Below are 26010 nucleotides of genomic sequence, written 5' to 3'. Positions count from 1 at the left end.
ATCCTAAGGTGGATAGCAAGAGAACAAGCATAGAGCAGTCTAAAATGCTCTGTCCATACTAAAATGTCCTTGAAAAAGTTTAAGAAACATCATATCATGTTTTACAAACATTATTATCTAATTTTTGAAAATATTTAATGGTAGCTCATTCTTTTATAGTTAGGTTCGTGAATAAATTCACAACAATTATTTACCTTAACGTTTTGACAGGGATAGGAATATATTCAAATGCTTACAATAAGGGAAAATACATGTGTGAAGCATAAATACATGAATAAAATTCTAACAAAAAGGTGGATGTGATTAAAATGAAGAAGCCTAAAGTTGTTGTTCTAGGTGCTGGATATGGCGGCATTATGACGACGATTCACTTACAAAAACAGCTAGGCGTCAATGAAGCTGAAATCACTTTAATTAATAAAAATGACTATCATTATGAAACAACATGGCTACATGAAGTTTCAGCTGGGACGCTTCATCACGATCGTGCTCGTGTTAGCGTGACAGACTTAATTAATAAAAACAAAGTAACATTTATGAAAAATACGGTTACAGATATTAATATCGAACAAAAGAAGGTTATACTCAAAAACAATCAAGAAATAGAGTATGACTATCTTGTAATCGCACTTGGATATGAGTCTGAAACATTTGGTATTAAAGGGTTAAAAGAACATGCCTTTTCTATTTCTAATATTAATACTGCTCGTCAAATCCGTGAACATCTTGACTATACTTTTGCAACATACAATAATTTGGAAGAAAGACCAGAAGGTATGATGACTATCATTGTAGGAGGAGCAGGATTCACAGGCATTGAGTTTGTAGCAGAGATAGCAAATAGAGTGCCGAAGCTCTGTAAGGAGTTTGACATTCCTCGTGATACAGTTCGTATTATCTGCGTAGAAGCAGCTCCAACGGCTCTTCCAGGTTTTGATCCACAGCTTATCGAATATGCTGTAACACAGCTTGAGCGTAAAGGTGTCGAGTTTAAGATTGGAACGATGATTAAAGAATGTACACCAGAGGGAATCATTGTTTCTAAAGATGATCAAACAGAAGAAATCAAATCGCAAACAGTTGTATGGGCAGCTGGGGTGCGTGGTAGCCATATTATTGAAAAAACAGGCATTGAAAATAATCGATGTCGTGTGAAAGTTGGTCCAGATTTACGTGCTCCAGGAGCTGAGGGTGTATTTATTGTTGGAGATTGCTCACTTGTTATTAATGATGAAACAGACAAACCTTACCCACCAACAGCACAAGTTGCTATGCAGCAAGGACCTGTTGCTGCGAAAAATATTACGACTCTTATCAAAGGGGGTACAGACCTTCAAACTTTTAAGCCAGACTTAAAAGGTACAGTATGCTCTTTAGGTCACGATGATGCTATTGGAGTTGTGTTTGGGCGTAAGTTATTTGGAACAAGTGCTTCAGCAATGAAAAAAGTCGTTGATAATAGAGCGCTATTCCTTGAAGGAGGACCAGGACTCTTGCTTAAAAAAGGAAAATTTAACTTCTTTTAAGAGTCATGAGAAAGGCAGAGGAAAATCCCTTTGCTTTTCTCTAATATAATAATTAGTTTGAATTTTCGGAAAGGTGGTTTGTAGATGATTTGCGATCATTGTAAAGGCCATGGTTTCTTAACTCTCCTTGTGGGCGGAACAGAACAATGTTTGTTTTGTGAAGGAGAAGGAATTGTAGAATTAATAGAGAAAAAGAAAAGTGAAGAAGAATAAAGAGATTGCACTAAAAGGCAAGGGGGGATATGGAAATGGAAATGAGTGTTCCAATTTTAATAATTTCCATACTTTTATTTTTTGTACTTTTTTTTGGAATTGGCTTCTTGCTTAATATGATTTTAAGAATGTCATGGGTTATGGCTTTCATCTATCCCATTATTTTTCTTCTTATTGTTGATAACCTTGAAATGACTCAATATATCTTTCAGCCACTTCATTCATTAACACATGTAGGAAATCAAGTGCTTGCGCTTAGGCTAGCAGATATCGTTATCTTATCTTCTGGTTTTATAGGAGCCCTTTGTTCAGGAATTGCTATTCGAACACTTCGATCAAAAGGATATCGAATGTTTTAAAAACGTCAAAAACCTCTCTCGGTTTTTGACGTTTTTTTATCTTGATTGCTGCGAATAATTCTCCTACAACATGGTAAAAACTATGTTGGTGGGAGGAATGATGAAAAAGATGGTAAAAAAAATATATATTAAGCGATTCATCATGGGGCTACTTCTATGTGGAGCTCTCTTAACAACGTTCGAAAGTATAACAGGAAGGCAGGTCTCCTCTTTATTTTCAAGTGAACAAGTAAGTGCTAATTCTAAAGAAGAGAAAAAGAATCATGTAAGAGAAAGCAGGGTTGTGAATCAACTTAATCAACAAATTCCAACTGACGTTGATGAACAAACACTTGAAGGAAGCTTTGATGGGTCTAAATATAGAAAAGTCAAGGTTACAGCAACAGGATACACAGCAGGCTATGAATCAACAGGAAAAGAGCCAACACATCCGTCGTATGGAATTACATATTCAGGTGTTAAAGTACAAAGAGATATGTTTTCTACAATTGCAGCAGATTTGACTGTATTTCCAATTGGTACCATATTATTTATTCCAGGATATGGTTATGGGGTTGTGGCAGACAAGGGTGGAGCTATAAAAGGAAAAAAACTTGATTTATATTATGAAACAGTCGAAGACGTATATGCTTCATGGGGAAAGAAATTACTTGATGTTTATGTTGTAAAAGAAGGAAAGGGAACATTAACAGAAAAACAGCTGAAAGTATGGAATGAAGATCAAACAATGAAAGTATTCAGGCAGCAATATATTGATGAAAAGTCGTAGCGTGAAGAAAGTTCTTCACGCTTTTTAATATCTTTATAAATTATAAATACCGTACATAATGATAGCGATAATAATTCCTGTTAAAGCCCCAAAGAAAACTTCAATTGGTTGATGACCTAACAATTCTTTTAGCTTTTGTTGTTTTTCTTGCTGTTCTTTTTTAGGCCATTTCTTAGCTTCAGACATAAATGTGTTCCAATCTTCCACAAGTCGGTTAATAGCAATAGCTTGCTCTCCTGCATGTCTGCGGACTCCTGTTGCATCAAACATAACGATTACAGCCAGTACAAAAGAGATAGCAAAAAAGGGAGAAGAAAAACCTTCGCTAATGCCAACAGCTGTTGCAAGGGATGTAACAGCTGCTGAATGTGAACTAGGCATGCCACCCGTACTAAAAGCAAGGCGTACATCAAATTTCCTTGTTGCAAGAAACTCTAATGGAACTTTAACGGCTTGAGCGAAGAAGATGGCAATAAGGGCACTAATGAGCGGATAATTCAATAATAAATCCATAAGAGGCATTGCTCCTTTATTAAGAAGGTAGGTGTATATGTCGTCTTATTTTATGATATTTACTCGTATCTTAGTTATAAAATGTAGAGATTTCGTTCACTTCCTTATATATCCGTCCTTTTTTATTTTTAAACATACGTTTGTTTAAAGAAGTTCTTATTTTTCGTCATGATTACAATAGTGATATGATAAAAATAAAGTAAAAAAGGAGATGGTAAGATATGTTTCACATTCAAAAGAGCACAAATCTAACAGAAGCAACAGAAGCCCTTGTTGTTGGCGTCTTTAAACAAACAAAACCATTCACTGGTATTTTGGCTGACCTTGATGAACAGTTGGATATTCGTACTCTTATTAAAAGCGGAGATATTGAAGTAAGAAATAAGGCTATTACAAAAATTCCAACGTTAGGGAAAGTGAATCCAAAACGAATTTTCTTCGTTGGATTAGGAAGACCAAAAGAGATGACAGCTTCTTCTCTAAAAGAAGGATTTGGTGAACTTTTTCAACACATTCAAAAAAGTGGCATAGCAGAAGTATCAATTGCATTGCCTTCTTTTGAAACTGATGCTGTAAATGAATATATGTGTGCTTATGCATTGAGCGAAGCATTCCCGCTTTCAACGTATAAATTTAATGATTATAAACGTCGGTCGAATGAGCCTGCCAAACGTATTAAAAAAGTCACTCTTTTGACAGATGAAGATAACCAAGAGATAGAGAATATGGTTCGGACAGGATACATATATGGTAAGGCTACAAACTCAGCGCGCACGCTTGTGAATCTTCCTGGAAATATGCTTACTGCTACAGACCTTGCTCAATACGCAAGAGAACTTGGCGAAAAGTATGAATTTGAAGTGGAGATTCTGGAAAAAGAGGATATGGAAAAGCTCGGTATGGGGGCACTCCTTGCTGTTAACAAAGGATCTGTTGAGCCACCAAAAATGATTGTTTTAAAATACCAAGGAAAAAAAGAGTGGAAAGACGTTATTGGTCTTGTAGGGAAAGGCATTACGTATGATACAGGAGGCTATTCTCTCAAGCCTCGCCAAAGCATGGTTGGCATGAAGACAGATATGGGGGGCGCAGCGTCTGTACTTGGAGCAATGGAAATTATCGGTGAGATCCGTCCAAATCAAAACGTAGTTGCTGTTATTCCTTCCACTGATAATATGGTGAGTGCAAGTGCGTTTAAGCCTGATGATGTAATTACAGCGATGAGTGGTAAAACCATTGAAGTATTGAATACAGATGCAGAAGGGCGCCTTGCTTTAGCAGACGGTATTACATATGCTAAGCATCATGGAGCAGAATATTTAATTGATGTTGCTACCCTTACTGGGGGAGTCATTGTTGCACTTGGAGAGGAAACAACAGGAGCGATGACAAACAATCAAAGGTGGTATGAAAAAGTAGCTGAAGCAAGTGTAGAAGCACAGGAAGATATGTGGCAGCTACCTATTTTTGAACGTGATAAGAAAAGAGTAAGAAATAGCGCGATAGCAGACTTGAATAACTCCCCTGGCCGTGAAGGTCATGCTATTATGGCAGGCGCCTTCATTGGAGAATTTGCTGAAGAAACACCTTGGGTTCATTTAGATATAGCAGGTACTTCTGTTACGAAGAAATCCGGGTCACTTGGTCCGAGTGGTGCAACAGGAGTTATGGTGCGCACGCTTGCTGCTGCTGTAGAACGATTTGATGTTGAAACAAAATAAAGAGATTTGAAGAGCCTTTTTACTTAAGGCTCTTTTTTTAAAAGTAAGCCCTGTAGAATAATGGAATATATTAAATTTGTAGCATCCCATTGACAACTTTATCTTTCGTATTATAATTAAGGATGTCTTTAGTGTTTTAGTAGTTTATCACGATAAAGGATTTTTGGAGGGTTTAACTATGAATGCAGTTGTTGCTGCAGTCCTCATCATGCTTATTTTAAGTGCATTACGAGTTAATGTAACAATTGCTCTTATTGTTGGTGCATTTGCAGGAGGCATCATTGGTGGATTGGGTGTAGAAGAAACGATAAATGTATTTTCATCAGGATTAGGTGACAACGCAACAGTTGCGTTGAGTTATGCAACACTTGGAGGATTTGCTCTCGCTTTAACAAAAACAGGTTTACCTGATGCAGTTGTAGATGGAACATTGAGAATTATCGGTAACTCGAATGATACTAAGAAGAAAGCATTCTCTAAAGTGCTAGTTGTCTTATTAATTCTAGTTATTTCTTGTTTTTCTCAAAATGTTATTCCTGTTCATATTGCTTTTATTCCAATTTTAATTCCAGCTCTTTTGAAAGTTTTCAATGAGCTTCAGCTTGATCGTCGTCTTATTGCTTGTGTTATGACTTTTGGATTAATCACTCCTTATATGTTTATACCAGCAGGTTTTGGTAAGATTTACCATGACATTCTTGCCAAAACAGTTACAGCTGGCGGACTAAAGGTAAATGTAGAAGACATTCCGGCTGCAATGGCGATTCCGGCTCTTGGTATGATTGTTGGTTTGCTGATTGCTATCTTCGTTAGCTATCGAAAACCAAGAGAATATGACACTATTGAATACGTAGAAACAAATGAAAAAGCTCAATATTCAAAACGTAGTTTAATTACGGCTGTTGTAGCTGTGTTAGCTGCACTTACTGTTCAGCTTTTAACACTAGATACAGAAGGTGCCATGATTTTTGGAGCTATTACGGGAATCATTATTTTACTTATAAGTGGAGCAATGAATTTTAAAGAAGCAGATGAGCTTCTTACAAATGGAATGCGCATGATGGCTTTTATTGGATTCGTTATCATTTCAGCAGCAGGTTTTGCCGCTGTAATGACAAAAACAGGAGATGTTGAATCTTTAGTTGCATATGCAGCAGATTTGATTGGCAATAACCAATCTCTTGGTGCACTCCTGATGCTAATTGTTGGTTTGTTAGTTACAATGGGAATTGGTTCTTCCTTTTCAACTCTTCCAATTATTGCAGCTATTTTTGTTCCTCTCTGTGTTCAGCTTGGTTTTAGTCCTCTTGCCACTCTTGCTATTATTGGCACAGCTGGTGCTCTTGGTGATGCTGGTTCTCCAGCGTCAGATAGTACACTTGGACCAACATCAGGTCTAAACGTGGATGGACAGCATAATCACATTTGGGAAACTGTTATCCCAACATTTATTCATTATAATATTCCTCTAATTATATTTGGTTGGATTGCCGCAATGGTTTTATAAATGAAAAGTACGGTTAGAATAAGTATATAATAAAAAGCGACATCTCGATGTCGCTTTTTATTATGGAATTAACTATGGAAGGAGAGAAGATACATGTATTTTGGTAAGCCTAAAAACACACACAACGCAAACATCCCTCCAGGTCAGCATGAAACAACCCGCTTTCCTGTTCTTCATCATGGCAATGTTCCCTACTATCGTGATTTAGAAGAGTGGACTTTAACGATTGATGGACTTGTCGATGAAAAGATAACGTATACATATCAACAGCTTCTTGATATGCCTCAAACGCGTTTGCAAAACGATATACACTGTGTGACTGGCTGGTCTAAGTTAAACAATATGTGGGAAGGTATTACACCAAAGGAATTGTTGTCTACTGTTAAAGTCAATGATTCTGCAAAATTTGTAATTTTACATGCTGAGGAAGAGTTCTCAACAAATTTGCCAATTCAAGACTTTCTACATGAGAAAACCCTTCTAGCTCATTCTTATGAAGGAAAACCTCTTACACCTGAACATGGTTTTCCACTCCGAGCGGTTGTTTCACATCTTTATTTCTGGAAGAGCGCAAAATGGCTGCGGAGAATTGAATTTGTAGCAGAAGAGCAACTAGGTTTTTGGGAGAAAAATGGCTATCATCACTATGGAGATCCATGGAAAGAAGAGCGATATAGCTGGTCATAGTTCTGCCCATAAAAAAGAAAGTTGAAGCTGACAGCATTTTCTAGATAAGTCTACTAGCAGGACAATTAGTCCATCAGGAGTAAAACGAAGGTCGAAATTAGAGTTTCTAATGTATGCTTGTAGCAGTCTTCTAACTCGCACTTTGTCTGACTTTTGAGCAGCTTGCATGATAGAGGAAGCTAGCTCATTTGAAGAGTGGATAGCTTCTGTCATCCTATCAGCATCTTTTAGCAATCTTTTCATTGTTTGAGCAGAATTTTTAAATTGATTAGGACGTACAGTAGGCAAGCTCTGAAATCGATAAAGGGGGGCATATGGGTCAGGCTGATATGTGTAAGGATAATAGTACACTAAAATTCCTCCTTTTAAATGAAACTGTTCTATAAACTACAATGTTCTAAGCAGAAATTGTCACAAAAAAATGAACTCTTGTTAGTGTATGAAGGAAAAAAGTAATTTAGGCAAGAACATCATAAAAAGAGGAGAGTCTACAAATAATAAAAAAGCTCCCTATCGTATAGATAGAGAGCTTGTCTAACTTAGTAAGCTAAGCTGAAAAGACCTTTAATGTGAGTTAAGTAACGAACGTTACTTGCTTCTTTCATTAGAGAAGCAGGAAGCCCTTTAAGTGGAGTTGAGTTTGCTCCAATAGTTGCTACTGCATCCTTGCGGCCTAAGCTTGCAAGTGTACCAGAGTTAACCGGAGAGAATGTTTCAAGATCTTTGTTTTCTAAGAAAGCATAAAGGTTGTAACCGATAAGCTCTCCCATTTGCCAAGCAATTTGAGCTGTTGGTGGGTATGGACGACCTTCTGGGCCGAATACAACCGCACTGTCTCCAGCAACAAATACATCTTTGTGTGATGTTGATTGAAGGAAGTCGTTCACTGTTGCACGACCACGGTTTACTTCAAGACCGCTTTCGCCAACAAGTGGGTTACCTTGAACTCCGCCTGTCCAAACAAAAGTGTTAGCAACAACTTTTTGACCATCTTTAAGGTCAATAGTGTTACCTTCAACGTTTGTTACAGGAAGACCTGTTAAGAACTCAACGCCGCGAGCTTCTAAACTAGAAGTTGCGCGTTCGATTAAGTGGTCTGGTAAAACAGGAAGGATTTTTGGACCTGCTTCAACAAGTTTAAGTTTTACTGCTTTAGGGTCAACGCCGTATTTACGAGTAAGTTTAGGCATAATGTCAGCTAATTCACCAACAAGTTCAACACCTGTTAAACCGCCACCGCCGATAAGGATTGTTGCGTCAGCTTCATTTTTAGTTTTTGCATATTCTGCAATACGCTCTTCAACATGCTTGTAGATTTTATTAGCATCTGCAGCAGATTTTAGTACCATGCTGTTTTCTTCAAGTCCAGGGATACCAAAGTATGCTGTAACACTTCCTAAACCAACAACAAGAGCATCGTAAGTTAGAGTAGAACCGTCGCCTAGTTTGATCTCTTTGTTGTCTACAGAGAAAGACTCAACTTCAGCGATTTTAAGATCGATATCAAGACCTTTAAAAAGCTTTGTTAGAGGCATAGCAACAGCTTGCTCAGATACGTTACCTGCTGCAAGTCTGTGTAACTCTGTAATAATTTGGTGTGTAGGATATTTATTAATAACTGTTACTTCTGCTTCTGATTTACTAAAGTGTTTGCGAACATTTAAAGCTGCTAAAACTCCGCCATAACCAGCGCCTAGAATGACAATTTTTTTTGACATGTTAGTTCCTCCGTTTTTACTAATTGAGTATAAAAAATACTATTTGTTTTCGCGTTCAGCTGAAACTTGTAGATAAGCATTTACAAAACGGAATAGTTTTTGTGCTTGAGGGTCTTTCAGCATTTTCATTAAGCCAAAGATACCAATTACTTCTTTGCTTTCGTCTGCGCGATCTTTTGCCTCAATAGCAGTTGCTGCAAGGTTTTTAGCTGTGTGCACTACAGGCTCAGCAAGCTCTTGGATTGCTCCAACTGTGTCACTTTTTAGGACATCATCAGTTGCAACTGATTGTGCAAAGTCATAAGACTTAGATAAGATGCTAACAAGCTCAGTTAACTTTGGAAGCTCCTCAACTAGTGTTGTTAGAGATTCTTGAACCTCAGGTTTTAATAGCTGATCGAGTACATCAAGTTGTTCTTGGCTAGCAGAAAATTTTGATCGTTCTTGATCAGTTTTTGCTTGAGTGATTGTTTCTGACATATCCAATTCTCCTTTACTTTTAAGCATTATGCTTGAGTTTTAGACACCTATAAAAAAGTTTGTAAAATAGTGCACAAACTTTTTCACAAGCATCTAGAGGTAGAAAGTGTAAAAAAAATACAGATTCAAACCTATCAAAAATTTTGAGATACATATAATAATGAACTTAAAACAAAAATAAAACAATTAATAGTGCTTCTAAACTTTTTAAATAAACTAGCCAAGAAATTCATGCAAGAAATACAGACCTTCACATTCCTGAGAAGGTCTAATACGTATAGTATACATTATATAGTATAACTTATATATTATAAAGTATTATTATGGAATAAACTTTTACCAAAGGTGGGAATCCCCTTGTAAGAGGATAGAACAATCTTTAAAACTTAGTTAGCTTTTCTTTCTCATATTCTAGAATTCTTAAACAAACAAGCCGCTTTTCTCGCAAAGATAGAATTAAGGGCGTTTAACTATTATCATTTTACAAAAGAATGAATAGATTAACTAGTAAGAAAGCTAGAAAAGACCAAATAATAAATTCTGAATATTTAGTTTCGTGTCAAAAAACTGACATATAAAAGCAGTTGAGATGGTATAATAAAAATATATTGTCTAAAGAAGAAAAATATTGAAGGGTGGGAGGAGTTATGGGAAAAGAAAGTCAGCATCTTTTTATTGATTTTGAGTTCACAATGCCTGAACAAAAAGGGCGCCCAAAAGGTTTTTTTCCTGAGATTATTGAAGTTGGCATTGTAGTAGCGAGAAATTACAAAGTTATTGACACATTTTCCTCTTATGTTCGCCCTCAGCATTTCCCCACATTAACTAACCGTTGTAAAACATTTTTAAGCATCGAACAGCAAAGCGTTGATAGTGGTATAACACTTCAAGAGCTTGCAGACCTATTCAAAAATTATTGTAAAAACTATGAGACTACTGTTGTCACATGGGGAAATATGGATATGAAAGTGTTGCGACAAAATTGTCAGAAAGCCCGCATTCCTTTCACATTCAAAGGTGAACAAGTTGATTTATCGATGGAATATAAGAAATTCTTTGGAGATCGTAATCAAACAGGTCTTTGGAAAGCAGTTGAAGCCTATGGAAAGAAAGGAACAGGGACGCATCATCGTGCGTTGGATGATGCGATGACAACCTATAACATTTTCAAGCTTGTTGAAAAAGATAAAAGTTATTTATCAAGCCCTGCTAAAACAACCATTGGAGATCGAATTGACCTTTCGAAAGTATTAAATAAGTTTGCATAAAGGCCAAGTCATTCAAAAAGTGATTTGGCTTTACGTTTGAGGAAAGTAGTCCTTTTCTAGGTTTTTGAGATGAACAAGACATTGTTGAGCAAATGCACTCTCATTACCTTTATATTTCTCAATCTGAGCAGAGAGCGCTTTTCTAAGTGAATCTTTATAATCAGGTACAGCTTCATCAAAGATATGAACCATTTTTTGGGGCACATTCGTTTGTTCACGGTAAGCAAGAGCTCTACGTTCATGAAAGAGCGCAACATCCGTTTGATTTGGATTATGAAGGTCCCCTTGAATAGGATGCTTTAAAACAGCTAAAACTCTTACAAGATAATGAGAAGGACGGATTTCAGTCACTTCTCCTACATACTTTCCTGTTTTATATAGGCCCGTCACAATAGAACCTACTTCAATCTTCTCTTCCATGCTATTTCCTCCTCTTAGATTTTCTTTATTTTTAGTATAAAGGAAAGGCTCACAAATTTCAGGTTAGAAGTAGAAAAACTGAGGAGTGTGAAAAAGATGTTTGGCTTTGGTTTCTTTTTATATTTTCCTGAAGATAAGACAGAGTATATTCCTGCATTCATTACGCTTATCTTATTTTTTTTAGCCGCTATTTGGACAATGAGCTTTATAAAGAAAATTTCTAAAAAGCAAGAAAGACAAGCAAAAGAGCTTGAGGAAAAAATTAAAAATACAACGAAAATGTGAAAAAGCAGGCATCAGCCTGCTTTTCTATTTGCTTAGTGCTATTTTCAAACGTTTCAGGCCTTCGAGTACTGTTTCTTTAGAACAACCAAGATTCATACGAACAAATCCTTCACCTTGTGTACCATATTTAGGCCCAGGCTCAAGTGCTAAATGGCCTTTATGAAGAAGTCTTTCTTTTAATTCTTCATCTGAAAAACCTGTTCTACGGCAGTCAATCCAAGCCAGATATGTACCTTCAGGATAAATTAGCTCAATATCTGGAATTTCTTTTTGAATGAATTCATGTACTGTATTAATGTTTTCTTTCAAATATGGAAGAAGTTCTTCAAGCCATTCCTCTCCATAATTATAGGCTGCTTGTAACGCAATGATTCCAAATGTATTAAGGCCGCCTGCTCCTTGCTTACGCTGTGTTTCCTGATATTTTAAGCGAAGACTTTTGTTTGGAATCACAATTGCTGAAGCTTGTAGTCCAGCCAAATTGAATGTTTTACTAGGAGCTACACAAGTAATAGTGAGGTTTGCTGTTTCTTCTGACAAACTTGCAATAGGAATATGCTTGTTTGGTTTATATACAAGATCTGAATGAATCTCATCAGAAAGCAAAATCACGTTATATTGCACACAAAGGTCTGCAACTTTTTGAAGCTCTTGTTTTGTCCATACACGGCCAGCTGGGTTATGAGGGCTGCAAAGAATCATCATTTTAGCACCTTGTGCAAACTTTTCTTCTAAATCTGCAAAATCCATTTTATATTGACCGTTCTCTAAGATAAGTGGGTTTTCAACAAGTTTACGATTATTTTGTTGAATCATATTAAAGAACGGAGTATAAACAGGGGGTTGGATGACGATTTGCTCTCCTTCATTTGTAAAGGCTTGTACTGCCATGCTGATTGCAAAAACAATGCCAGGACTATAAATAAGAGAAGATGCGTCAACACTAAAACCATGTCGTTTATGTAACCATCTGCACACAGATTTATATGTATCAGTTGTTGGAGATGTATATCCAAAGATACCGTGCTGAATTCGTTCTGATAAGACATCAAGAACTTTTTGAGGCGGTTTAAAATCCATATCCGCTACCCACATTGGTAAGACATCATCTGTTCCATATACGGCTTTATTAAAATCCCATTTTACAGATTGAGTATTTTTGCGATTTAAAACTTGATCAAAAGAATTTGTCATTTAACATCACTCCTTGAACATGATAAAGTAAAAAAAGAGGTGAAAAAGTGTGAACGAAACACAGCAAACAAATGTAAAGTTGTATGAAATTTTATATTACTGGGATCCGCTCGGATACGGTGAAGGATTTTATGAAACAGAAATTAGCGATGTCTTACAAACATTACATGTACACGATAATGCTGAAGAACTTGCTCGTAAAATCCAAAGTATCTATGAATTCTCATCTGAAGAAGTGATCCCACTTCCACAATGTAAACAAAAAGCAAGCGAGCTTCTTCTTGTTAAAGATCAAAGCAGTTGCTCCATTAATTAAGAAGGAGAGACTCTAGTAGATGGAGTCTCTCTTTTTAAATAAATTGTAGCATATGTCTCCAAATTGCTTTAGGGTTTTCTTCGGGAACTAAGTGTCCTGTCTTATTAAGGGAAATAAATGTAGAATTTAAAATGTCTCCATGAAGTCTTTTGCCAACGCTAATCGGTACTACTTTATCTTCCTCTCCCCAAATTAAAAGCGTTGGAATATCGATTTTTTTTAAGGCTTCAGACGATAAATCCCCTTCACGATCTCTAATCATCTTAGCTAGAGCCATAAAGATGTGATCGGTTCGAAATGGTTTCATATATCCATCAACCATTTCTTGATTCACAAGATCTAAGTTGTACACAACATTTTCTAAATTTCCTTGAATTCCTTTTCTCCCTAGCCAACGCTTAATCCAGAGATGAAAATAAGGCAAGTAAGAAGAAGCAACAAGTCCATAATGAGCTCTGCTTAAATAACCTGAGCTGCATAAAAGCACAAGGCTTGAAACATAGTTTGGCTTTTCTTTTGCGATATTTAATGCAATTTGTCCTCCCATTGAATGTCCCATCACAATTGCTTTACTAATTCCCCATAAATCTAAAAGTCCTGTCACAAGATTTGCAAGGTTTTGATATGAATATTTAAAAGAGAGGGATTTCTCGCTTTGACCAAAAGGAGGGAGGTCAACTGCGATAACTGTGAAGTCTTCTTTTAAAATAGGAATTAAACGTCTGAAGCTGAACGTAGAAGACAAAAACCCATGTATTAATAAGACTGTCGGTTTGTTTTTACGATAACCATGTACTTCGTAAAAAACTTTTACCCCATTTATAAAATCAATATAATGTCCAGACGAAAAGGCAACGTTCTGCATTTAGTTCAACTCCAACAATTTTTTTCATAGTTTTCCCGTTTTCTTTGTTCTTAAGCAAAGTTTTTAACTGGAAAAAGAGTGGATATCGCTTTCTCTGTAGAGGGTTGGGAATATGTGTGAAAAAAGAAGTTGAAAAAGAGGTAGGAGAACAAGAGCGGATTTGTTATAATCTTTGCTAGAACAAAAGTGTATAATGGTATACGACTTAATGTAAGTATAAGTACGAGTATCAGTAAAGGGACATGAGGAGGATTTTCCGTGCAATTATCTGAAAAAGAATTGGAAATTTTAGAAATATTAGAACACGATAGCCGATTACCTCTTGATAGTATCGCTAAAATGGTGGACTTATCAGAGAAAGAAACAAAAGAAGTTGTAGAAAAGCTTGAAGGCAAAAAAGTAATTGTTCAATATTCAACAGATATTAACTGGCGTCGTGTAGACGGCCATGAAGGTGTAACAGCTATGATTGATGTGAAAGTGACACCAAAGCGCGGTGTTGGATTTGATGAAATTGCAGAGCGAATTTATCGCTTCGAGGAGGTTAAAGCGGTTTATTTGATGTCAGGTACGTATGACTTATCTGTTACGATCGAAGGAAAATCAATGTCTCAAATTGCAAATTTCGTGTCTGAGAAATTATCAACACTTGATTCAGTAGTTTCCACAACAACCCATTTCATTATGAAGAAATATAAACATGATGGTACAATTTATGAATATGATGACGACGACAAAAGAATTGTGGTGTCACCATAATGAAACGACATTTATCAAAAACCGTAGATGAACTTCAGCCATCAGGCATTCGCCGTTTTTTTGATCTTGCGAATGGGATGGAAGACGTGATTTCACTTGGGGTTGGAGAACCAGATTTTGTTACTTCATGGTCTGTACGTGAGGCATCTATCTTATCTCTAGAGAAAGGGTACACGTCATATACGGCAAATGCAGGGTTATTGGAACTAAGAGAAGAAATTGCAAACTATATGGAGCGTAAATTTGATCTTCAATATGAAGCAAACTCTAATATTATTGTAACAGTAGGAGCGAGTCAAGCGCTTGATATCGCTATGAGATCCATTGTAAATCCTGGTGAAGAAGTTCTCATTATCGAACCGAGCTTTGTTGCTTATGGACCGTTAGTTGAGCTTGTTGGAGGCATTCCTAAGTTTGTTCAAACAAACGGGGAAGAAGACTTTAAACTTCATGCTTCTAAAATAAAAGAACAGCTTACAGATAAAACAAAAGCTATCTTAATCTGTTCGCCAAACAATCCAACGGGAAGCGTTCTTTCAAAAGGAGAGCTTGAAGAAATTGCTGCTATTGCAAAAGAGCAGGATCTTATTGTGTTAGCAGACGAAATTTATGCTGAGTTAACATATGATGAAGAGTATTGTTCAATCGCTTCATTAGAAGGGATGAAAGACCGTACAATCATTATCTCAGGTTTTTCAAAAGGATTTGCGATGACAGGATGGCGCCTTGGATTTTTATGCGCCCACGAAGATTTGGCAGGGGCGATGCTTAAAGTTCATCAATATGCAATGATGTGTGCGCCAACAATGGCTCAATATGGAGCGTTGGAAGCTTTGAAAACAGGAGAAGAAGATGTGCAGACAATGAAAAAAAGCTATCGTCGTCGTCGCAACTTCTTCGTTAAATCGTTAAATGAAATTGGATTATCATGTCACAAGCCAGGCGGAGCTTTTTATGCGTTCCCTTCTGTGAAAGCAACGGGTTTAACATCAAATGAATTCGCAGAAAGGCTGTTGTTAGAACAAAAAGTAGCAGTTGTACCTGGGCATGTGTTTGGAGAAAGCGGAGAAGGATATGTGCGTTGTTCTTATGCGGCTTCTCTTGATTCCTTACAGGAAGCTCTAAGAAGAATGGAACGATTTATGAGTCAGTTTACAAAAGTAAAAGAAAAACAACAGGTATAAAAAAAGGAACGTACAGAAGTACGTTCCTTTTTTTATTATCCTTCTTCAATAAGAAGGTCTTTTTCATAAAATAACGTGTTCATAATTGTTAAAAATTGATCATCGCTATATCCTTTTATCTTTTGTAACAGGCGCTTTGTTCTTTCGACCCCAATCTCATTAACAAGCTGTGTTAGCTCAGCATCTGGAAAAACAAGCTGGCGCACGGTAGGTCTGCTTGTGAGCTCTGCTGCTGGAATATCGAGAGCAGTAGAGATCTTTAAAATAGTTTGAGTATCAGGTAAACTTTGGCCTGATTCATATTTTTGAATTGTTGAAGTTCCTACACGGATTTTCAATGCTAGCTCTTCCTGTGACATTCCTTTTTGCTCACGCTGAAAACGAATATTTTGTCCAATTGTATTCATTTTTTAGCCTCCCTGTTTAAAGTTTTTACACAACCACCTCTTTTGACCTTCACTCTTCCCCCAACAGAAGTTTTTTATCTTTTCTTACATTTTAACACAGTTCAAGAAAATTTGATGATAATATTCTGAAAACTATGTGTCGATTTTGTATCCTTCTTTATTTTTGGAGGGCTATATAGCGAAGAAACACATTCCAGTAACCATTCCAAGGAAGATAGAGAAAAAAGGAGATGGTAATAATTACTCATTATTTTATTTAACCTAAAGAATACAAAAAAGAAGCAACAGTCTAAACTAAGTATAAGGCAGGATTGTTTTGATTATGACAGATAAGTATGCTATAATTTAAAATTGCGTATAATCGAGAAAAAACTAACAAAAACTTAGGAGTGTTTACATGGCTGAAAAGTTTACAGTAGGTAGCGTTATTGATGGAAAAGTTACAGGAATTCAACCATACGGAGCTTTCGTTGCACTAGACGAAGAAACTCAAGGTTTAGTTCATATTTCAGAAGTTACTCACGGTTTCGTTAAAGATATTAATGAGCATCTTAAAGTAGGTCAAGAAGTACCTGTAAAAGTTATTTCTGTTGACGAAAAGTCTGGAAAGCTTGGTCTTTCTATTCGTGCTACTCAACCAGAACCAGAAGTAAAAGAAGAACCAAAGAAAAAGCGTCCTCAAGCAGCACCAGCGCAACCTGTAGAGAACGCAGCACCACAAGGTTTCAACACACTACGCGAAAAGCTTGAAGAGTGGGTTGAGCAATCTAACCGTCAAGATCTAATTAAGAAGTAAAGACGGTGAAAAGCAGCTGATAAGTCAGCTGCTTTTTTTATTGCTTTTTATACGTTAGAAGGAAGAAAAGAACGGGTAATGTTCCCCTTAGAAGAGGAACTAATGAAAAATGAGTTTCTTTTATTTACTTTTAGATACGGTTGCTTCAGTATAATTAATAGTAAGAATGTTTAGAAATTTTGAGGGGGGATGAAAAATGAAGACAACAAGTGAAAAGGTGATTAACCAAACCGAAAAATTTGGTGCCAACAATTATCATCCATTACCAATTGTTATTTCAAAGGCAGAAGGGGTATGGGTAGAAGATCCAGAGGGAAATCGATATATGGATATGCTTAGTGCATACTCAGCCGTTAACCAAGGGCATCGACATCCTAAAATTATTGAAGCATTAAAAAAACAGGCAGACCGTGTCACCCTTACATCAAGAGCTTTTCACAATGACCAACTTGGTCCATGGTATGAGAGAATGTGTGAGGTTACAAATAAAGAGATGATTTTACCTATGAACACAGGAGCAGAAGCAGTGGAAACAGCAGTAAAGGCTGTAAGACGCTGGGGCTACGAGAAAAAAGGAATTGAGGAAAATAAAGCTGAAATTATTGCATGCTACGATAACTTTCATGGACGTACAATGACAGCAGTTTCGCTTTCTTCGGAAGAAGAATATAAGCGTGGCTTTGGTCCGATGCTTCCTGGCATAAAGCTTGTTCCATACGGAGACTTAAAAGCGCTGAAAGAAGCGATTACGCCGAATACTGTTGCATTCCTAATGGAACCTATCCAAGGTGAAGCAGGAATTAACGTTCCTCCACAAGGCTTCTTGAAAGAAGCTGCTGCTCTTTGTAAGGAACAAAACGTTCTATTTGTGGCAGATGAGATTCAAGTAGGACTCGGAAGAACAGGAAAGATGTTTGCTTGTGATTGGGAAGACGTAGAACCAGACGTACTAATCTTAGGGAAAGCCCTAGGAGGAGGTGTTTTTCCTATTTCATGCGTTGCGGCAAATAAAGAAATTCTAGGTGTATTTAACCCAGGTTCACATGGATCAACGTTTGGGGGAAATCCCTTAGCATGCGCTGTTTCTCTAGCTTCTCTTGACGTTATTCAAGATGAAAATCTTGTGGGAAGATCATTCAATTTAGGGAACTATTTCAAAGAACAGTTAGAAAACGTTCAGTCATCAATTGTTAAAGAAGTGCGGGGAAAGGGTCTATTTATTGGAGTAGAACTTCATGAAAAAGCGCGGCCATACTGTGAAAAGCTAAAAGGGGAAGGATTGCTATGTAAGGAAACGCACGATACTGTAATTCGTTTTGCTCCACCGCTTATTATTGAACAAGAAGACTTAGATTGGGCTATTGACAAAATTAAAAAAATTCTTCAATGATAAGAAGAAGCAGGGGCTATAGTAGGCCCCTGCTTTTTTATTGTTCATTCATTTTTGGCTCTGTACGCTCTACTTCTGTAGAAGGCTTAAACAGAAGTCCCAAGTTAATTAAGCCAGCAATGCCGACCAATCCATAAATAATACGAGAAAGAGCAGAAGCTTGGCCTCCAAAAATAGCCGCTACTAGATCAAACTGAAAGAACCCGATAAGTCCCCAGTTGATTGCTCCGATAATAGTAAGAACAAGTGCAGTTCGTTGAATACCACTCATAGTTGACAACCTCCTTTTGTAATCTTTCCTTATTAGCTTGGTGTTTTAGGGTGAAAATATTCTGCGGTTTCTGTGGTAATGTTTGTGGGTAATGCCTATTTTATAGAACATGTTTTTTTAGAGTTTGTGACACTTTAAAGAAGGAGCACATTTCTTTACAAAGTAAAATGGATTTCTGCATAATAAGGAAGAAATTGAGGAGGGAATTTATTTTGGATAATTTTACATTTTATAACCCAACTAAATTAATTTTTGGTAAAGGGCAAGTTGAGCAATTGCGTGAACTCGTTCCACAGTATGGAAAGAAAGTTCTTTTAGTCTATGGTGGCGGAAGCATTAAGCGTAACGGACTATATGATGATGTAATGAACATTTTGAACGAAGTTGGAGCAACAGTTCATGAGCTAGCGGGCGTTGAGCCAAACCCTCGTTTGACAACGGTAAGAAAAGGTGTAGAAATTTGTAAACAAGAAGGTATTGAGTTTGCACTAGCAGTTGGTGGTGGAAGCGTTATTGATTGTACAAAAGCTGTTGTAGCAGGTGCTAAGTATGATGGTGATGCTTGGGATTTAGTAACGAAAAAAGCATTTGCAACAGAAGCGCTTCCATTTGGTACAGTCCTAACGTTAGCTGCAACAGGTTCTGAAATGAACGCTGGATCTGTTATTACGAATTGGGAAACAAATGAGAAATATGGGTGGGGTAGCCCAGCAACATTCCCGCAATTCTCAATTCTAGATCCTGTTAACACATTTACAGTTCCAAAAGATCAAACTGTGTATGGCATGATTGATATGATGAGTCATGTATTTGAACAATATTTCCACCATGTTTCGAATACAAAGCTTCAAGATGGTATGTGTGAAGCAACGTTAAGAACAGTTATTGATACAGCACCAAAACTTCTTGAAAACTTAGAAAGCTATGAGCACCGCGAAACAATCTTATATTCAGGTACGATTGCCTTAAACGGCATGCTTCAAATGGGATACAGTGGTGACTGGGCAACACATAATATCGAACATGCTGTTTCAGCTGTATATGATATTCCTCATGCAGGAGGTCTTGCTATTTTGTTCCCGAACTGGATGAAGCATACGCTTGATCAAAATGTGGATCGCTTTAAACAGATTGCTACTCGCGTATTCCAAGTTGAAGAAGAGGGGAAATCTGATCGAGAAGTGGCTCTTGAAGGAATTGAGAAGCTACGTGAATTCTGGACAAGCCTTGGAGCACCAACTCGCTTGACTGATTATGACATTGATGATTCTAAACTAGAGCTTATGGCAGATAGAGCGATGGCAAACGGAGAATTTGGTAAATTTAAAGTACTAAACAAAGAAGATGTATTAGCTATTTTACGTGCTTCTTTATAATAAAAAAAACGATCCACACATGTGTGGATCGTTTTTTTATTGTTCTTGCTTCTGTTTTTTATATTTTTCTTTAAGGTCATCCCTAACGCTCCCTTTCCAAAGAGCAACACCTTTATTGTAAGAGGCTCTCGTAATCAAATGGGAAGCTACAGGAGTTGTCATTAGTACAAAGACAATACCAAGGATAATTTTTGCGCTTATATATCCTTTTGTAAACCAGAAGTATGCTGCAGTTCCAATGAGTGTGAGCATAATACCAAGTGTAGCACTTTTAGAAGCTGCATGAGCTCTCGTATAAGTATCAGGAAAGCGCAGCATTCCAATTGTTGTAATAAGGGAAAGAAGGCTTCCTAATAAGACTAAAATACCTACTATAAGTTTAGCTGTCTCGGTCATGATCAATAATGGCTCCTCTCTCAAGAAACTTAGCAAAAGCAACTGTTCCAATAAAGGCTAGTATCCCTATCAGGAGAATAATATCTAAAAATGCATCTGTATCAACTATAATACATGTAATTCCTGTAATAGCCATAAGGTTAATACCAATTGCATCAAGAGCCATAACACGGTCTGAGATACCGGGTCCTTTCACAACCCTATAGAGAAGTCCTATCGTTGCTAGTGATAAAATGATTAAAGCTATTGTAGTGAGAATATTAAGGGTCATCGACTCACCTCCATAATAGCTTTTTCAAATGAATTCTTAATATCATCAATTGCATCATGTACATCGTCAATATGCATTGCATGGATATATAAAACTGAATTATCATCTGAAATATCAACAACAAGTGTTCCAGGAGTAAGGGTGATCATATTAGCAAGAAGCATAATTTCCCAATCTTTTTCTACTTCAAGTGGAAGAGCAAAGATTCCTGGTTGAATCTTTAAGGTTGGGCGAATGACTTCTTTTAACACACTATAGTTTGCTTTGAGTAATTCAACTAAGAATAATAAAAGCAAATAAACGATAGAAACAAGTCTTTGAATATAAAAACGGGTAGGGAAAAAACGTCTTAAACAGAATAAGATAATGATCCCAACGAGATAGCCTTTGGAAAATGCAAGACCGTTCCAAGCATTTTGAAAGAACATCCATAATAAAGCAATTATTACGTTTAAAAGGATTTGAAACGACATATTTCACCTACTCCTTTAAAACCGCGTCAATATAAATAGACGGGTCCATTAGCGTTTTTGCAGCCTCAAAAATGTAAGGAGAAACAAATTCAGCTCCTACACCTAACCCAACAGAAAGAGCTAGTAGAATGACAATAGGTAGTAACATTCCCTTTGTTGTTCCTTTCTCTTCTTTCTCTGTTAACTTTGGCTCACGCCAGAAAGCATGAATGAAGATTTTGATGACAGAATATAGAACAACTAAACTTGAGATTAAAAGGATACCCATAAACAGATAGCTATGTGACTGTGCAGCACCTTCTACTAATAAGAACTTTCCAATGAAGCCACTCAAAGGAGGGATTCCAGCAAGAGAAATTACAGCTACAAAGAACATCCATCCGAGGAAAGGGTGACGTTTAATTAGACCACCCATTTTTTTGGCTGAAGCTGTTCCTGTAATAGTAATCATTGCTCCTGCTAATAGAAATAGCGCTGCTTTAATAATCATGTCATGAATTAAATAGTAAAGTGCTCCGGCAATCCCAGTTTCTGTTGTTAAGGTAACTCCATATACAATAACACCGACTGCAATGATAATGTTATAAATAATAATTTTTTCAATATCCCAATAGGCAATAGCTCCAATGCATCCTGCTACAATTGTTAGAAGCGATACATAACCAATAATAGTATGTGTAAATGCTTGATCATGATAGAAAATAAGTGTAAACACTCGGAATATAGCATAAACACCAACTTTAGTTAACAGTGCACCAAATAAAGCTGTTACAACAGGTGGAGGTGCTTTGTATGAACCAGGAAGCCAAAAATATAGTGGGAATAGTGCTCCTTTTATGGCGAAGACCACAAATAAGAGAAGAGCAATAGCTGTAATGATACCAGGTTGTCCTACTTCGGCAACTTTTACTGATAAATCAGCCATATTTAATGTTCCTGTTACAGAGTATAGGAACCCAACAGCGATAACAAAAAGAGCTGAAGAAACAATATTTACAAGAATATATTTAAGAGACTCTCGAAGTTGGAGTTTTGTGCCTCCTAATGAGATCAAGACATAGGAAGACATTAACATAACTTCGAAGAATACAAATAAGTTAAAGATATCTCCAGTTAAAAATGCTCCTGTGACACCTACAATCATAAATTGAACAAAAGAGTAAAAATAGAATCTTTCTCGTTCAATTCCAATAGAACGAAAAGCAAATAAAATACAGCACAAGCTGACAATACTTGTTGTAAGGACAAGTAATGCTGAAAACATATCAGCTACAAGTACAATTCCAAAAGGAGGTTTCCATCCCCCAAGCTCATGAGTTAAAATTCCATGCGTTTTAACTAAGTGTACAAGAAGTACAGAGAAACCAGTAGCCACAAGAGAAGAAACTATGCTAATTGTACGAGCAACAGTAACATTTCGGCTAAAAAACATAAGAATAATCCCTGTTATCAAAGGAATTAGTAGTGGCCAAATTACATAATTACTCATCGTCCTCACACCCCTTTAAATCATTCATATCGTCTGTCTTTAATTCCTGATATGAGCGGTATGCAAGAACTAAGAAAAGAGCAGTAACCCCAAAAGAAATAACAATAGCGGTTAAAATCAAAGCTTGTGGCAATGGATCTGTGTAAGAAGAAGCATTTTCTCCTAACAGGGGAACTGTTCCTTTTTTTAGTCCGCCCATTGTAAGAATCATTAAATGAGCTCCATGACTCAAAAGGACAGTTCCGATAATAACCCGTAGTAAGCTACGAGACAAAATTAAATACGTTGCACACATGAAGAGTATGCCTGATACAATTGACATTAATATTTCCATTATTCGCTCTCTCCAATCGTTTGAATAATGGTCATGGTAATTCCCACAACAACAAGATAAACCCCCAAGTCAAACAGAGTTGCTGTTGCTAAAGCCGTATGTTCTCCAAAGAATGGAAGGTCAAAATACCCATATGTATGAGTAAGAAAAGGTACATCAAAGAAGAATCCACCGACTCCAGTAGCAACGGCTATTAAAAGCCCTGTAGCAATCACCTTTTTGAAATCAAAAGGGATAATTGACTGAATCGTTTTCAAATCATAAGCAAGTAATAACAATAACAAACCGCCACTTGCCATTAATCCACCGATAAAACCGCCACCAGGAGTGTAGTGACCAGTGAAAAACAGATAAATGGAGAAAGTGATGATAATGAACGACACAACGTTCGTAGCCGTTTTTAAAATTAAATCATTTACCTTCATGTTCACGTTCACTCCTTTTAGTTAGACGTAATTTAACAATCGCAAAGATTCCAAAGGCAGCGATACCAAGTACTGTAATTTCAAACAATGTATCAAATCCACGGAAGTCTACAAGGATAACATTCACAATATTCTTCCCACCTGCTTCTTTATAGCTTTCCTCCACAAAATATTTAGAAATAGAAGGAAATAGTTTCTCGCTATGAGAGGCAATACCAAACATTGTGACAACAAATCCTACTCCGATTGAAACAAGTAAATTTAATAATCGAAATCTGAGACGCTTTTGTTTCTTTGTGATTTCTGGTAAATGGAAAAAACAAAGTAAAAATAAAGCAACAGAGATTGTTTCTACAACAAGCTGTGTAAGCGCTAAATCAGGTGCCCTGAAGATAACGAAGAATAGCGAAATCGTATATCCAACGACACCAGCTGCAATGATGGCAACCATACGTGTTCTAGCAAGAACGGTGATGACAGCACCTCCGACAGCTAGAAGACTTAGGATTATTTCATAAACTCCAATTGGGGCAACATTTGTTACGTCAAGATGAAATGCATTTGTCACAAAGAGAGAGCTTAATGAAATAATAGATAGAAATACAAAAATGTAAACAAGATAATCTCGAATATGGCCAGACATGAAGGATTTCATAATCCACGCTGAACCACGTTCTGTTCCAACCAACCCTTGATCATAAACATAGTTAAGAGCGAGTTTTTGAGGAAAACGTTCATAAATAAAGGACCATTTTCGAACAGTAAGAAAAAGAATCGTTCCTATTACAATGATTCCAATCGTCATAAACAATTCAGGTGTAAATCCATGCCAATGTTTGATTTCTACATCAAATTCTTGGCCACTTTGAGCAATCGTTGGAAGTATCGATTTCATAGCCGGTATAATAAGCGTAGAAGATAAAATGTTTGGAAAAAAACTAAATATAACAGCTAAGGAAGCTAAGATAACTGGTGATATAAGCATTCCAACTGGTGCTTCATGCGGTTTTTTCTCAAGCTTCTCAAGTTGAAGTTTTCCTGTAAATGTTCTAAAGAATAAAATCATGCTGTATACAAAGGTGAACACACTAGCTATCCATGCAATAACTGGAAGAAGAATTCCCCATGTTTCGATATGGTAAATATCCATCTTTAGAACATTAACCATCCCAGTTAGAAACATTTCTTTACTCAAAAATCCGTTAAACGGAGGAATGCCAGCCATTGAGAACGATCCAATTAAAGCAATTGTAAAAGTAACAGGCATAATCCCCATTAAACCACCAAGTTTTCGAATATCGCGTGTTCCTGTCTCATGGTCCACGATTCCTGCAACCATAAACAAGCTTCCTTTGAAAGTAGCATGGTTAATGAGATGGAAAATAGCAGCAGTAACAGCGACGATAAAAATATTGTTTTCTAAGTAGTCGTAATGTAAAGACGCACTTCCAACCCCAAGTAATGACATAATCATTCCAAGTTGACTAACTGTTGAAAAAGCTAAAATTCCTTTTAAGTCCGTTTGTTTTACAGCAGAAAAGGAGCCCCAAAACAAAGTGAAAATTCCAAAGGTAGAAATTAAAATAAACCATGCAGCATGGTCACTGAAGACAGGGCTTAAACGAGCGACAAGATAGATGCCTGCTTTCACCATTGTAGCTGAGTGCAAGTAAGCACTAACAGGAGTGGGAGCTTCCATAGCATCTGGTAACCAAATATGGAACGGAAACTGAGCTGATTTTGTGAATGCTCCTAAGAGAACAAGGATAAGAGCAGGTAAAAGTAAAGCTTCTCCTTTTAGGAGCTCAAGGTTAGCTATAATTTCACGGATACTAAATGTGCCCGTCATCATGTACAAGAGAATAATGCCGCCTAAAAGAGCTAATCCTCCAAAAACAGTAATAAGCATTGATTTTTGTGCTCCATATCGGGACTTCTCTCTTTTATACCAATATCCGATAAGTAAAAAAGAGGAAAGGCTTGTGATCTCCCAGAATGTATAAAGAACAATTAGATTATCAGAAAGCACGACTCCAAGCATGGCTCCCATAAAGAGAAGAAGATATACATAAAAATTATGTAATGCCTCTTTATCTTTTGATAGATAATAAATAGAGTAAAGAGTAACTAAAGACCCGATTCCTGTAATAAGTAAAGCAAATAAAAGACCAAGCCCATCAACATGTAGAGTGAAGTTGATATCTAAGCTTGGAATCCATTCAAATGTACGAACAACTTCTTCGCCACTGCTCGTAAGTTTAATGAACTGGAGAAAATATAGAAATAAGGCAAGAGGTAAAATAAGGACAAACCATCCTGTATGAACCTTTCGCACATATCTATATAGAAAGGGTACAAGTATCGCAAATAGGAAAGGCGATAGTACGAGTAAGTGTAGCAATGACAAATGATAAACCTCCTTCAAATATACTAATTTTAGACGGATACTTTATTCTAGAACCGATTATATAATAATTCGAGATGCCTTGCATCCCAACGACTCTTCTATGTTGCTCAACTATTTCTGTGCTATTAAATAAATAGAAAGTCGGAAAAATGACAGTAAAAAAAATTATATTTTTTTTTATTTTTAAGGTC

31 protein-coding genes are annotated in these 26010 nt (G+C 36.7%); 15 read left to right on the top strand and 16 right to left on the bottom strand.

Going from position 1 to position 26010, the window contains the following annotated elements; all coding sequences use genetic code 11:
• The first annotated feature begins 308 nt into the window (after positions 1 to 308).
• The 4 genes from B9N79_RS17920 to B9N79_RS17910 all read left to right on the top strand — a co-directional run bounded on the left by B9N79_RS17920 (position 309) and on the right by B9N79_RS17910 (position 2867).
• Positions 309 to 1526, top strand: a complete 1218-nt coding sequence (locus B9N79_RS17920; protein ID WP_019395045.1) for an NAD(P)/FAD-dependent oxidoreductase — start codon at positions 309 to 311, stop codon at positions 1524 to 1526.
• An 84-nt stretch (positions 1527 to 1610) separates the two neighbouring features.
• Positions 1611 to 1739, top strand: coding sequence for a YuiA family protein (locus tag B9N79_RS26230; RefSeq protein WP_019395046.1), 129 nt, complete (start codon positions 1611 to 1613; stop codon positions 1737 to 1739).
• A gap of 35 nt (positions 1740 to 1774) precedes the next feature.
• Positions 1775 to 2098, top strand: a complete 324-nt coding sequence (locus B9N79_RS17915) for a YuiB family protein (protein ID WP_019395047.1) — start codon at positions 1775 to 1777, stop codon at positions 2096 to 2098.
• 109 nt (positions 2099 to 2207) lie between these two features.
• Entirely contained in the window at positions 2208 to 2867 is a 660-nt protein-coding gene (locus tag B9N79_RS17910; protein WP_420874885.1) for a 3D domain-containing protein, read from the top strand.
• Between the two features lie 33 nt (positions 2868 to 2900).
• Here B9N79_RS17910 and B9N79_RS17905 read toward each other — a convergent pair whose 3' ends face one another.
• Positions 2901 to 3380 (bottom strand): divergent PAP2 family protein, encoded by a 480-nt coding sequence (locus B9N79_RS17905; protein WP_046218069.1) that lies wholly within the window; start codon positions 3378 to 3380, stop codon positions 2901 to 2903.
• A gap of 221 nt (positions 3381 to 3601) precedes the next feature.
• Here B9N79_RS17905 and B9N79_RS17900 point away from each other — a divergent pair, with 221 nt between their 5' ends.
• The 3 genes from B9N79_RS17900 to B9N79_RS17890 all read left to right on the top strand — a co-directional run bounded on the left by B9N79_RS17900 (position 3602) and on the right by B9N79_RS17890 (position 7295).
• A complete protein-coding gene (locus B9N79_RS17900; protein ID WP_085118764.1) occupies positions 3602 to 5101 on the top strand; it encodes a leucyl aminopeptidase in 1500 nt (499 codons plus the stop codon).
• A gap of 178 nt (positions 5102 to 5279) precedes the next feature.
• Complete coding sequence (locus B9N79_RS17895) at positions 5280 to 6608, top strand: Na+/H+ antiporter family protein (RefSeq protein ID WP_040060157.1); 1329 nt, start codon at positions 5280 to 5282, stop codon at positions 6606 to 6608.
• 93 nt (positions 6609 to 6701) lie between these two features.
• Positions 6702 to 7295 (top strand): sulfite oxidase-like oxidoreductase, encoded by a 594-nt coding sequence (locus tag B9N79_RS17890; protein WP_019395052.1) that lies wholly within the window; start codon positions 6702 to 6704, stop codon positions 7293 to 7295.
• Here B9N79_RS17890 and B9N79_RS17885 read toward each other — a convergent pair.
• From B9N79_RS17885 to B9N79_RS17875, 3 genes are all read right to left on the bottom strand, one after another.
• Positions 7290 to 7646: a YuzC family spore coat inner layer protein gene (locus B9N79_RS17885; RefSeq protein ID WP_040060154.1), complete on the bottom strand. Its 357-nt coding sequence runs from the start codon at positions 7644 to 7646 to the stop codon at positions 7290 to 7292. The two genes, B9N79_RS17890 and B9N79_RS17885, sit on opposite strands and share 6 nt — an antisense overlap.
• A 188-nt stretch (positions 7647 to 7834) precedes the next feature.
• A complete protein-coding gene (locus B9N79_RS17880) occupies positions 7835 to 9013 on the bottom strand; it encodes an NAD(P)/FAD-dependent oxidoreductase (RefSeq protein ID WP_019395054.1) in 1179 nt (392 codons plus the stop codon).
• Positions 9014 to 9052: 39 nt separating this feature from the next.
• Positions 9053 to 9493, bottom strand: coding sequence for a helical membrane plugin domain-containing protein (locus B9N79_RS17875; RefSeq protein WP_019395055.1), 441 nt, complete (start codon positions 9491 to 9493; stop codon positions 9053 to 9055).
• A 647-nt stretch (positions 9494 to 10140) separates the two neighbouring features.
• On the opposite strand from B9N79_RS17875, the gene kapD reads away from it, so the two are divergent.
• Complete coding sequence (gene kapD, locus B9N79_RS17870; RefSeq protein ID WP_019395056.1) at positions 10141 to 10761, top strand: 3'-5' exonuclease KapD; 621 nt, start codon at positions 10141 to 10143, stop codon at positions 10759 to 10761.
• Between the two features lie 30 nt (positions 10762 to 10791).
• Here kapD and kapB read toward each other — a convergent pair whose 3' ends face one another.
• Positions 10792 to 11181, bottom strand: coding sequence for a kinase-associated lipoprotein KapB (kapB, locus tag B9N79_RS17865; protein WP_046218005.1), 390 nt, complete (start codon positions 11179 to 11181; stop codon positions 10792 to 10794).
• A 96-nt stretch (positions 11182 to 11277) separates the two neighbouring features.
• Here kapB and B9N79_RS17860 point away from each other — a divergent pair, with 96 nt between their 5' ends.
• Positions 11278 to 11466 carry a hypothetical protein gene (locus B9N79_RS17860; RefSeq protein ID WP_019395058.1) on the top strand — a complete coding sequence of 63 codons (189 nt, stop codon included), beginning with the start codon at positions 11278 to 11280 and terminating at the stop codon, positions 11464 to 11466.
• A gap of 24 nt (positions 11467 to 11490) precedes the next feature.
• Here B9N79_RS17860 and B9N79_RS17855 read toward each other — a convergent pair whose 3' ends face one another.
• The gene (locus B9N79_RS17855; protein ID WP_019395059.1) at positions 11491 to 12660 is read right to left on the bottom strand and encodes a MalY/PatB family protein; all 1170 of its coding nucleotides are present in this window, start codon (positions 12658 to 12660) and stop codon (positions 11491 to 11493) included.
• A 49-nt stretch (positions 12661 to 12709) separates the two neighbouring features.
• On the opposite strand from B9N79_RS17855, the gene B9N79_RS17850 reads away from it, so the two are divergent.
• Positions 12710 to 12976, top strand: coding sequence for a DUF1871 family protein (locus B9N79_RS17850; protein WP_040060151.1), 267 nt, complete (start codon positions 12710 to 12712; stop codon positions 12974 to 12976).
• Between the two features lie 34 nt (positions 12977 to 13010).
• On the opposite strand, the gene B9N79_RS17845 is transcribed toward B9N79_RS17850, so the two are convergent.
• The gene (locus B9N79_RS17845; RefSeq protein ID WP_019395061.1) at positions 13011 to 13841 is read right to left on the bottom strand and encodes an alpha/beta fold hydrolase; all 831 of its coding nucleotides are present in this window, start codon (positions 13839 to 13841) and stop codon (positions 13011 to 13013) included.
• A gap of 258 nt (positions 13842 to 14099) precedes the next feature.
• Here B9N79_RS17845 and B9N79_RS17840 point away from each other — a divergent pair, with 258 nt between their 5' ends.
• On the top strand, positions 14100 to 14600 hold the full coding sequence (locus B9N79_RS17840; protein ID WP_019395062.1) for an Lrp/AsnC family transcriptional regulator: 501 nt from the start codon (positions 14100 to 14102) through the stop codon (positions 14598 to 14600).
• Positions 14600 to 15784 (top strand): aminotransferase, encoded by a 1185-nt coding sequence (locus B9N79_RS17835; RefSeq protein ID WP_040060150.1) that lies wholly within the window; start codon positions 14600 to 14602, stop codon positions 15782 to 15784. Before B9N79_RS17840 ends, B9N79_RS17835 begins: the two co-directional genes overlap by 1 nt.
• A gap of 35 nt (positions 15785 to 15819) precedes the next feature.
• Here B9N79_RS17835 and B9N79_RS17830 read toward each other — a convergent pair whose 3' ends face one another.
• A complete protein-coding gene (locus B9N79_RS17830; RefSeq protein WP_019395064.1) occupies positions 15820 to 16191 on the bottom strand; it encodes a helix-turn-helix domain-containing protein in 372 nt (123 codons plus the stop codon).
• Positions 16192 to 16588: 397 nt separating this feature from the next.
• Between B9N79_RS17830 and yugI the strand changes: the two genes are divergently transcribed.
• Positions 16589 to 16987 carry a S1 domain-containing post-transcriptional regulator GSP13 gene (yugI, locus tag B9N79_RS17825; RefSeq protein ID WP_040060148.1) on the top strand — a complete coding sequence of 133 codons (399 nt, stop codon included), beginning with the start codon at positions 16589 to 16591 and terminating at the stop codon, positions 16985 to 16987.
• A gap of 196 nt (positions 16988 to 17183) precedes the next feature.
• Positions 17184 to 18377 (top strand): ornithine--oxo-acid transaminase, encoded by a 1194-nt coding sequence (locus tag B9N79_RS17820; RefSeq protein WP_019395066.1) that lies wholly within the window; start codon positions 17184 to 17186, stop codon positions 18375 to 18377.
• Positions 18378 to 18414: 37 nt separating this feature from the next.
• Here the strand turns inward: B9N79_RS17820 and B9N79_RS17815 are convergent, their stop codons facing one another.
• Positions 18415 to 18648, bottom strand: a complete 234-nt coding sequence (locus B9N79_RS17815) for a DUF378 domain-containing protein (RefSeq protein WP_040060145.1) — start codon at positions 18646 to 18648, stop codon at positions 18415 to 18417.
• 212 nt (positions 18649 to 18860) lie between these two features.
• Here B9N79_RS17815 and B9N79_RS17810 point away from each other — a divergent pair, with 212 nt between their 5' ends.
• Positions 18861 to 20024, top strand: a complete 1164-nt coding sequence (locus tag B9N79_RS17810; RefSeq protein ID WP_019395068.1) for an iron-containing alcohol dehydrogenase — start codon at positions 18861 to 18863, stop codon at positions 20022 to 20024.
• Between the two features lie 36 nt (positions 20025 to 20060).
• Here B9N79_RS17810 and mnhG read toward each other — a convergent pair whose 3' ends face one another.
• The 7 genes from mnhG to B9N79_RS17775 are packed head-to-tail and all read right to left on the bottom strand — an operon-like array spanning position 20061 to position 25819.
• Positions 20061 to 20420, bottom strand: a complete 360-nt coding sequence (gene mnhG / locus B9N79_RS17805; RefSeq protein WP_019395069.1) for a monovalent cation/H(+) antiporter subunit G — start codon at positions 20418 to 20420, stop codon at positions 20061 to 20063.
• On the bottom strand, positions 20404 to 20691 hold the full coding sequence (locus B9N79_RS17800) for a Na(+)/H(+) antiporter subunit F1 (RefSeq protein ID WP_019395070.1): 288 nt from the start codon (positions 20689 to 20691) through the stop codon (positions 20404 to 20406). Before B9N79_RS17800 ends, mnhG begins: the two co-directional genes overlap by 17 nt.
• Positions 20688 to 21164 (bottom strand): Na+/H+ antiporter subunit E, encoded by a 477-nt coding sequence (locus tag B9N79_RS17795; RefSeq protein ID WP_019395071.1) that lies wholly within the window; start codon positions 21162 to 21164, stop codon positions 20688 to 20690. Before B9N79_RS17795 ends, B9N79_RS17800 begins: the two co-directional genes overlap by 4 nt.
• Before the next feature lie 7 nt (positions 21165 to 21171).
• Positions 21172 to 22653 carry a Na+/H+ antiporter subunit D gene (locus B9N79_RS17790; RefSeq protein WP_040060144.1) on the bottom strand — a complete coding sequence of 494 codons (1482 nt, stop codon included), beginning with the start codon at positions 22651 to 22653 and terminating at the stop codon, positions 21172 to 21174.
• Positions 22646 to 22987, bottom strand: a complete 342-nt coding sequence (locus B9N79_RS17785; RefSeq protein ID WP_019395073.1) for a Na(+)/H(+) antiporter subunit C — start codon at positions 22985 to 22987, stop codon at positions 22646 to 22648. Before B9N79_RS17785 ends, B9N79_RS17790 begins: the two co-directional genes overlap by 8 nt.
• Complete coding sequence (locus tag B9N79_RS17780; RefSeq protein WP_019395074.1) at positions 22987 to 23412, bottom strand: Na(+)/H(+) antiporter subunit B; 426 nt, start codon at positions 23410 to 23412, stop codon at positions 22987 to 22989. The genes B9N79_RS17785 and B9N79_RS17780 overlap by 1 nt, the downstream gene beginning before the upstream one ends.
• Entirely contained in the window at positions 23399 to 25819 is a 2421-nt protein-coding gene (locus tag B9N79_RS17775; protein ID WP_040060143.1) for a Na+/H+ antiporter subunit A, read from the bottom strand. The genes B9N79_RS17780 and B9N79_RS17775 overlap by 14 nt, the downstream gene beginning before the upstream one ends.
• Positions 25820 to 26010 lie beyond the last annotated feature (191 nt).

The organism is Priestia filamentosa, assembly GCF_900177535.1.
Lineage (GTDB): Bacteria > Bacillota > Bacilli > Bacillales > Bacillaceae_H > Bacillus_I > Bacillus_I filamentosa.
Note: the sequence above shows the minus strand (reverse complement) of the source record. Positions and strands in the feature narration are given on the sequence as shown.

Coding starts and splice junctions, on each gene's coding strand:
- B9N79_RS17920 (WP_019395045.1), top strand. CDS start 309: ATGAAGAAGCCTAAAGTTGTTGTTCTAGGTGCTGGATATGGCGGCATT.
- B9N79_RS26230 (WP_019395046.1), top strand. CDS start 1,611: ATGATTTGCGATCATTGTAAAGGCCATGGTTTCTTAACTCTCCTTGTG.
- B9N79_RS17915 (WP_019395047.1), top strand. CDS start 1,775: ATGGAAATGAGTGTTCCAATTTTAATAATTTCCATACTTTTATTTTTT.
- B9N79_RS17910 (WP_420874885.1), top strand. CDS start 2,208: ATGGTAAAAAAAATATATATTAAGCGATTCATCATGGGGCTACTTCTA.
- B9N79_RS17905 (WP_046218069.1), bottom strand. CDS start 3,380: ATGGATTTATTATTGAATTATCCGCTCATTAGTGCCCTTATTGCCATC.
- B9N79_RS17900 (WP_085118764.1), top strand. CDS start 3,602: ATGTTTCACATTCAAAAGAGCACAAATCTAACAGAAGCAACAGAAGCC.
- B9N79_RS17895 (WP_040060157.1), top strand. CDS start 5,280: ATGAATGCAGTTGTTGCTGCAGTCCTCATCATGCTTATTTTAAGTGCA.
- B9N79_RS17890 (WP_019395052.1), top strand. CDS start 6,702: ATGTATTTTGGTAAGCCTAAAAACACACACAACGCAAACATCCCTCCA.
- B9N79_RS17880 (WP_019395054.1), bottom strand. CDS start 9,013: ATGTCAAAAAAAATTGTCATTCTAGGCGCTGGTTATGGCGGAGTTTTA.
- B9N79_RS17875 (WP_019395055.1), bottom strand. CDS start 9,493: ATGTCAGAAACAATCACTCAAGCAAAAACTGATCAAGAACGATCAAAA.
- kapD (WP_019395056.1), top strand. CDS start 10,141: ATGGGAAAAGAAAGTCAGCATCTTTTTATTGATTTTGAGTTCACAATG.
- kapB (WP_046218005.1), bottom strand. CDS start 11,181: ATGGAAGAGAAGATTGAAGTAGGTTCTATTGTGACGGGCCTATATAAA.
- B9N79_RS17860 (WP_019395058.1), top strand. CDS start 11,278: ATGTTTGGCTTTGGTTTCTTTTTATATTTTCCTGAAGATAAGACAGAG.
- B9N79_RS17855 (WP_019395059.1), bottom strand. CDS start 12,660: ATGACAAATTCTTTTGATCAAGTTTTAAATCGCAAAAATACTCAATCT.
- B9N79_RS17845 (WP_019395061.1), bottom strand. CDS start 13,841: ATGCAGAACGTTGCCTTTTCGTCTGGACATTATATTGATTTTATAAAT.
- B9N79_RS17835 (WP_040060150.1), top strand. CDS start 14,600: ATGAAACGACATTTATCAAAAACCGTAGATGAACTTCAGCCATCAGGC.
- B9N79_RS17830 (WP_019395064.1), bottom strand. CDS start 16,191: ATGAATACAATTGGACAAAATATTCGTTTTCAGCGTGAGCAAAAAGGA.
- yugI (WP_040060148.1), top strand. CDS start 16,589: ATGGCTGAAAAGTTTACAGTAGGTAGCGTTATTGATGGAAAAGTTACA.
- B9N79_RS17820 (WP_019395066.1), top strand. CDS start 17,184: ATGAAGACAACAAGTGAAAAGGTGATTAACCAAACCGAAAAATTTGGT.
- B9N79_RS17815 (WP_040060145.1), bottom strand. CDS start 18,648: ATGAGTGGTATTCAACGAACTGCACTTGTTCTTACTATTATCGGAGCA.
- mnhG (WP_019395069.1), bottom strand. CDS start 20,420: ATGACCGAGACAGCTAAACTTATAGTAGGTATTTTAGTCTTATTAGGA.
- B9N79_RS17800 (WP_019395070.1), bottom strand. CDS start 20,691: ATGACCCTTAATATTCTCACTACAATAGCTTTAATCATTTTATCACTA.
- B9N79_RS17795 (WP_019395071.1), bottom strand. CDS start 21,164: ATGTCGTTTCAAATCCTTTTAAACGTAATAATTGCTTTATTATGGATG.
- B9N79_RS17790 (WP_040060144.1), bottom strand. CDS start 22,653: ATGAGTAATTATGTAATTTGGCCACTACTAATTCCTTTGATAACAGGG.
- B9N79_RS17785 (WP_019395073.1), bottom strand. CDS start 22,987: ATGGAAATATTAATGTCAATTGTATCAGGCATACTCTTCATGTGTGCA.
- B9N79_RS17780 (WP_019395074.1), bottom strand. CDS start 23,412: ATGAAGGTAAATGATTTAATTTTAAAAACGGCTACGAACGTTGTGTCG.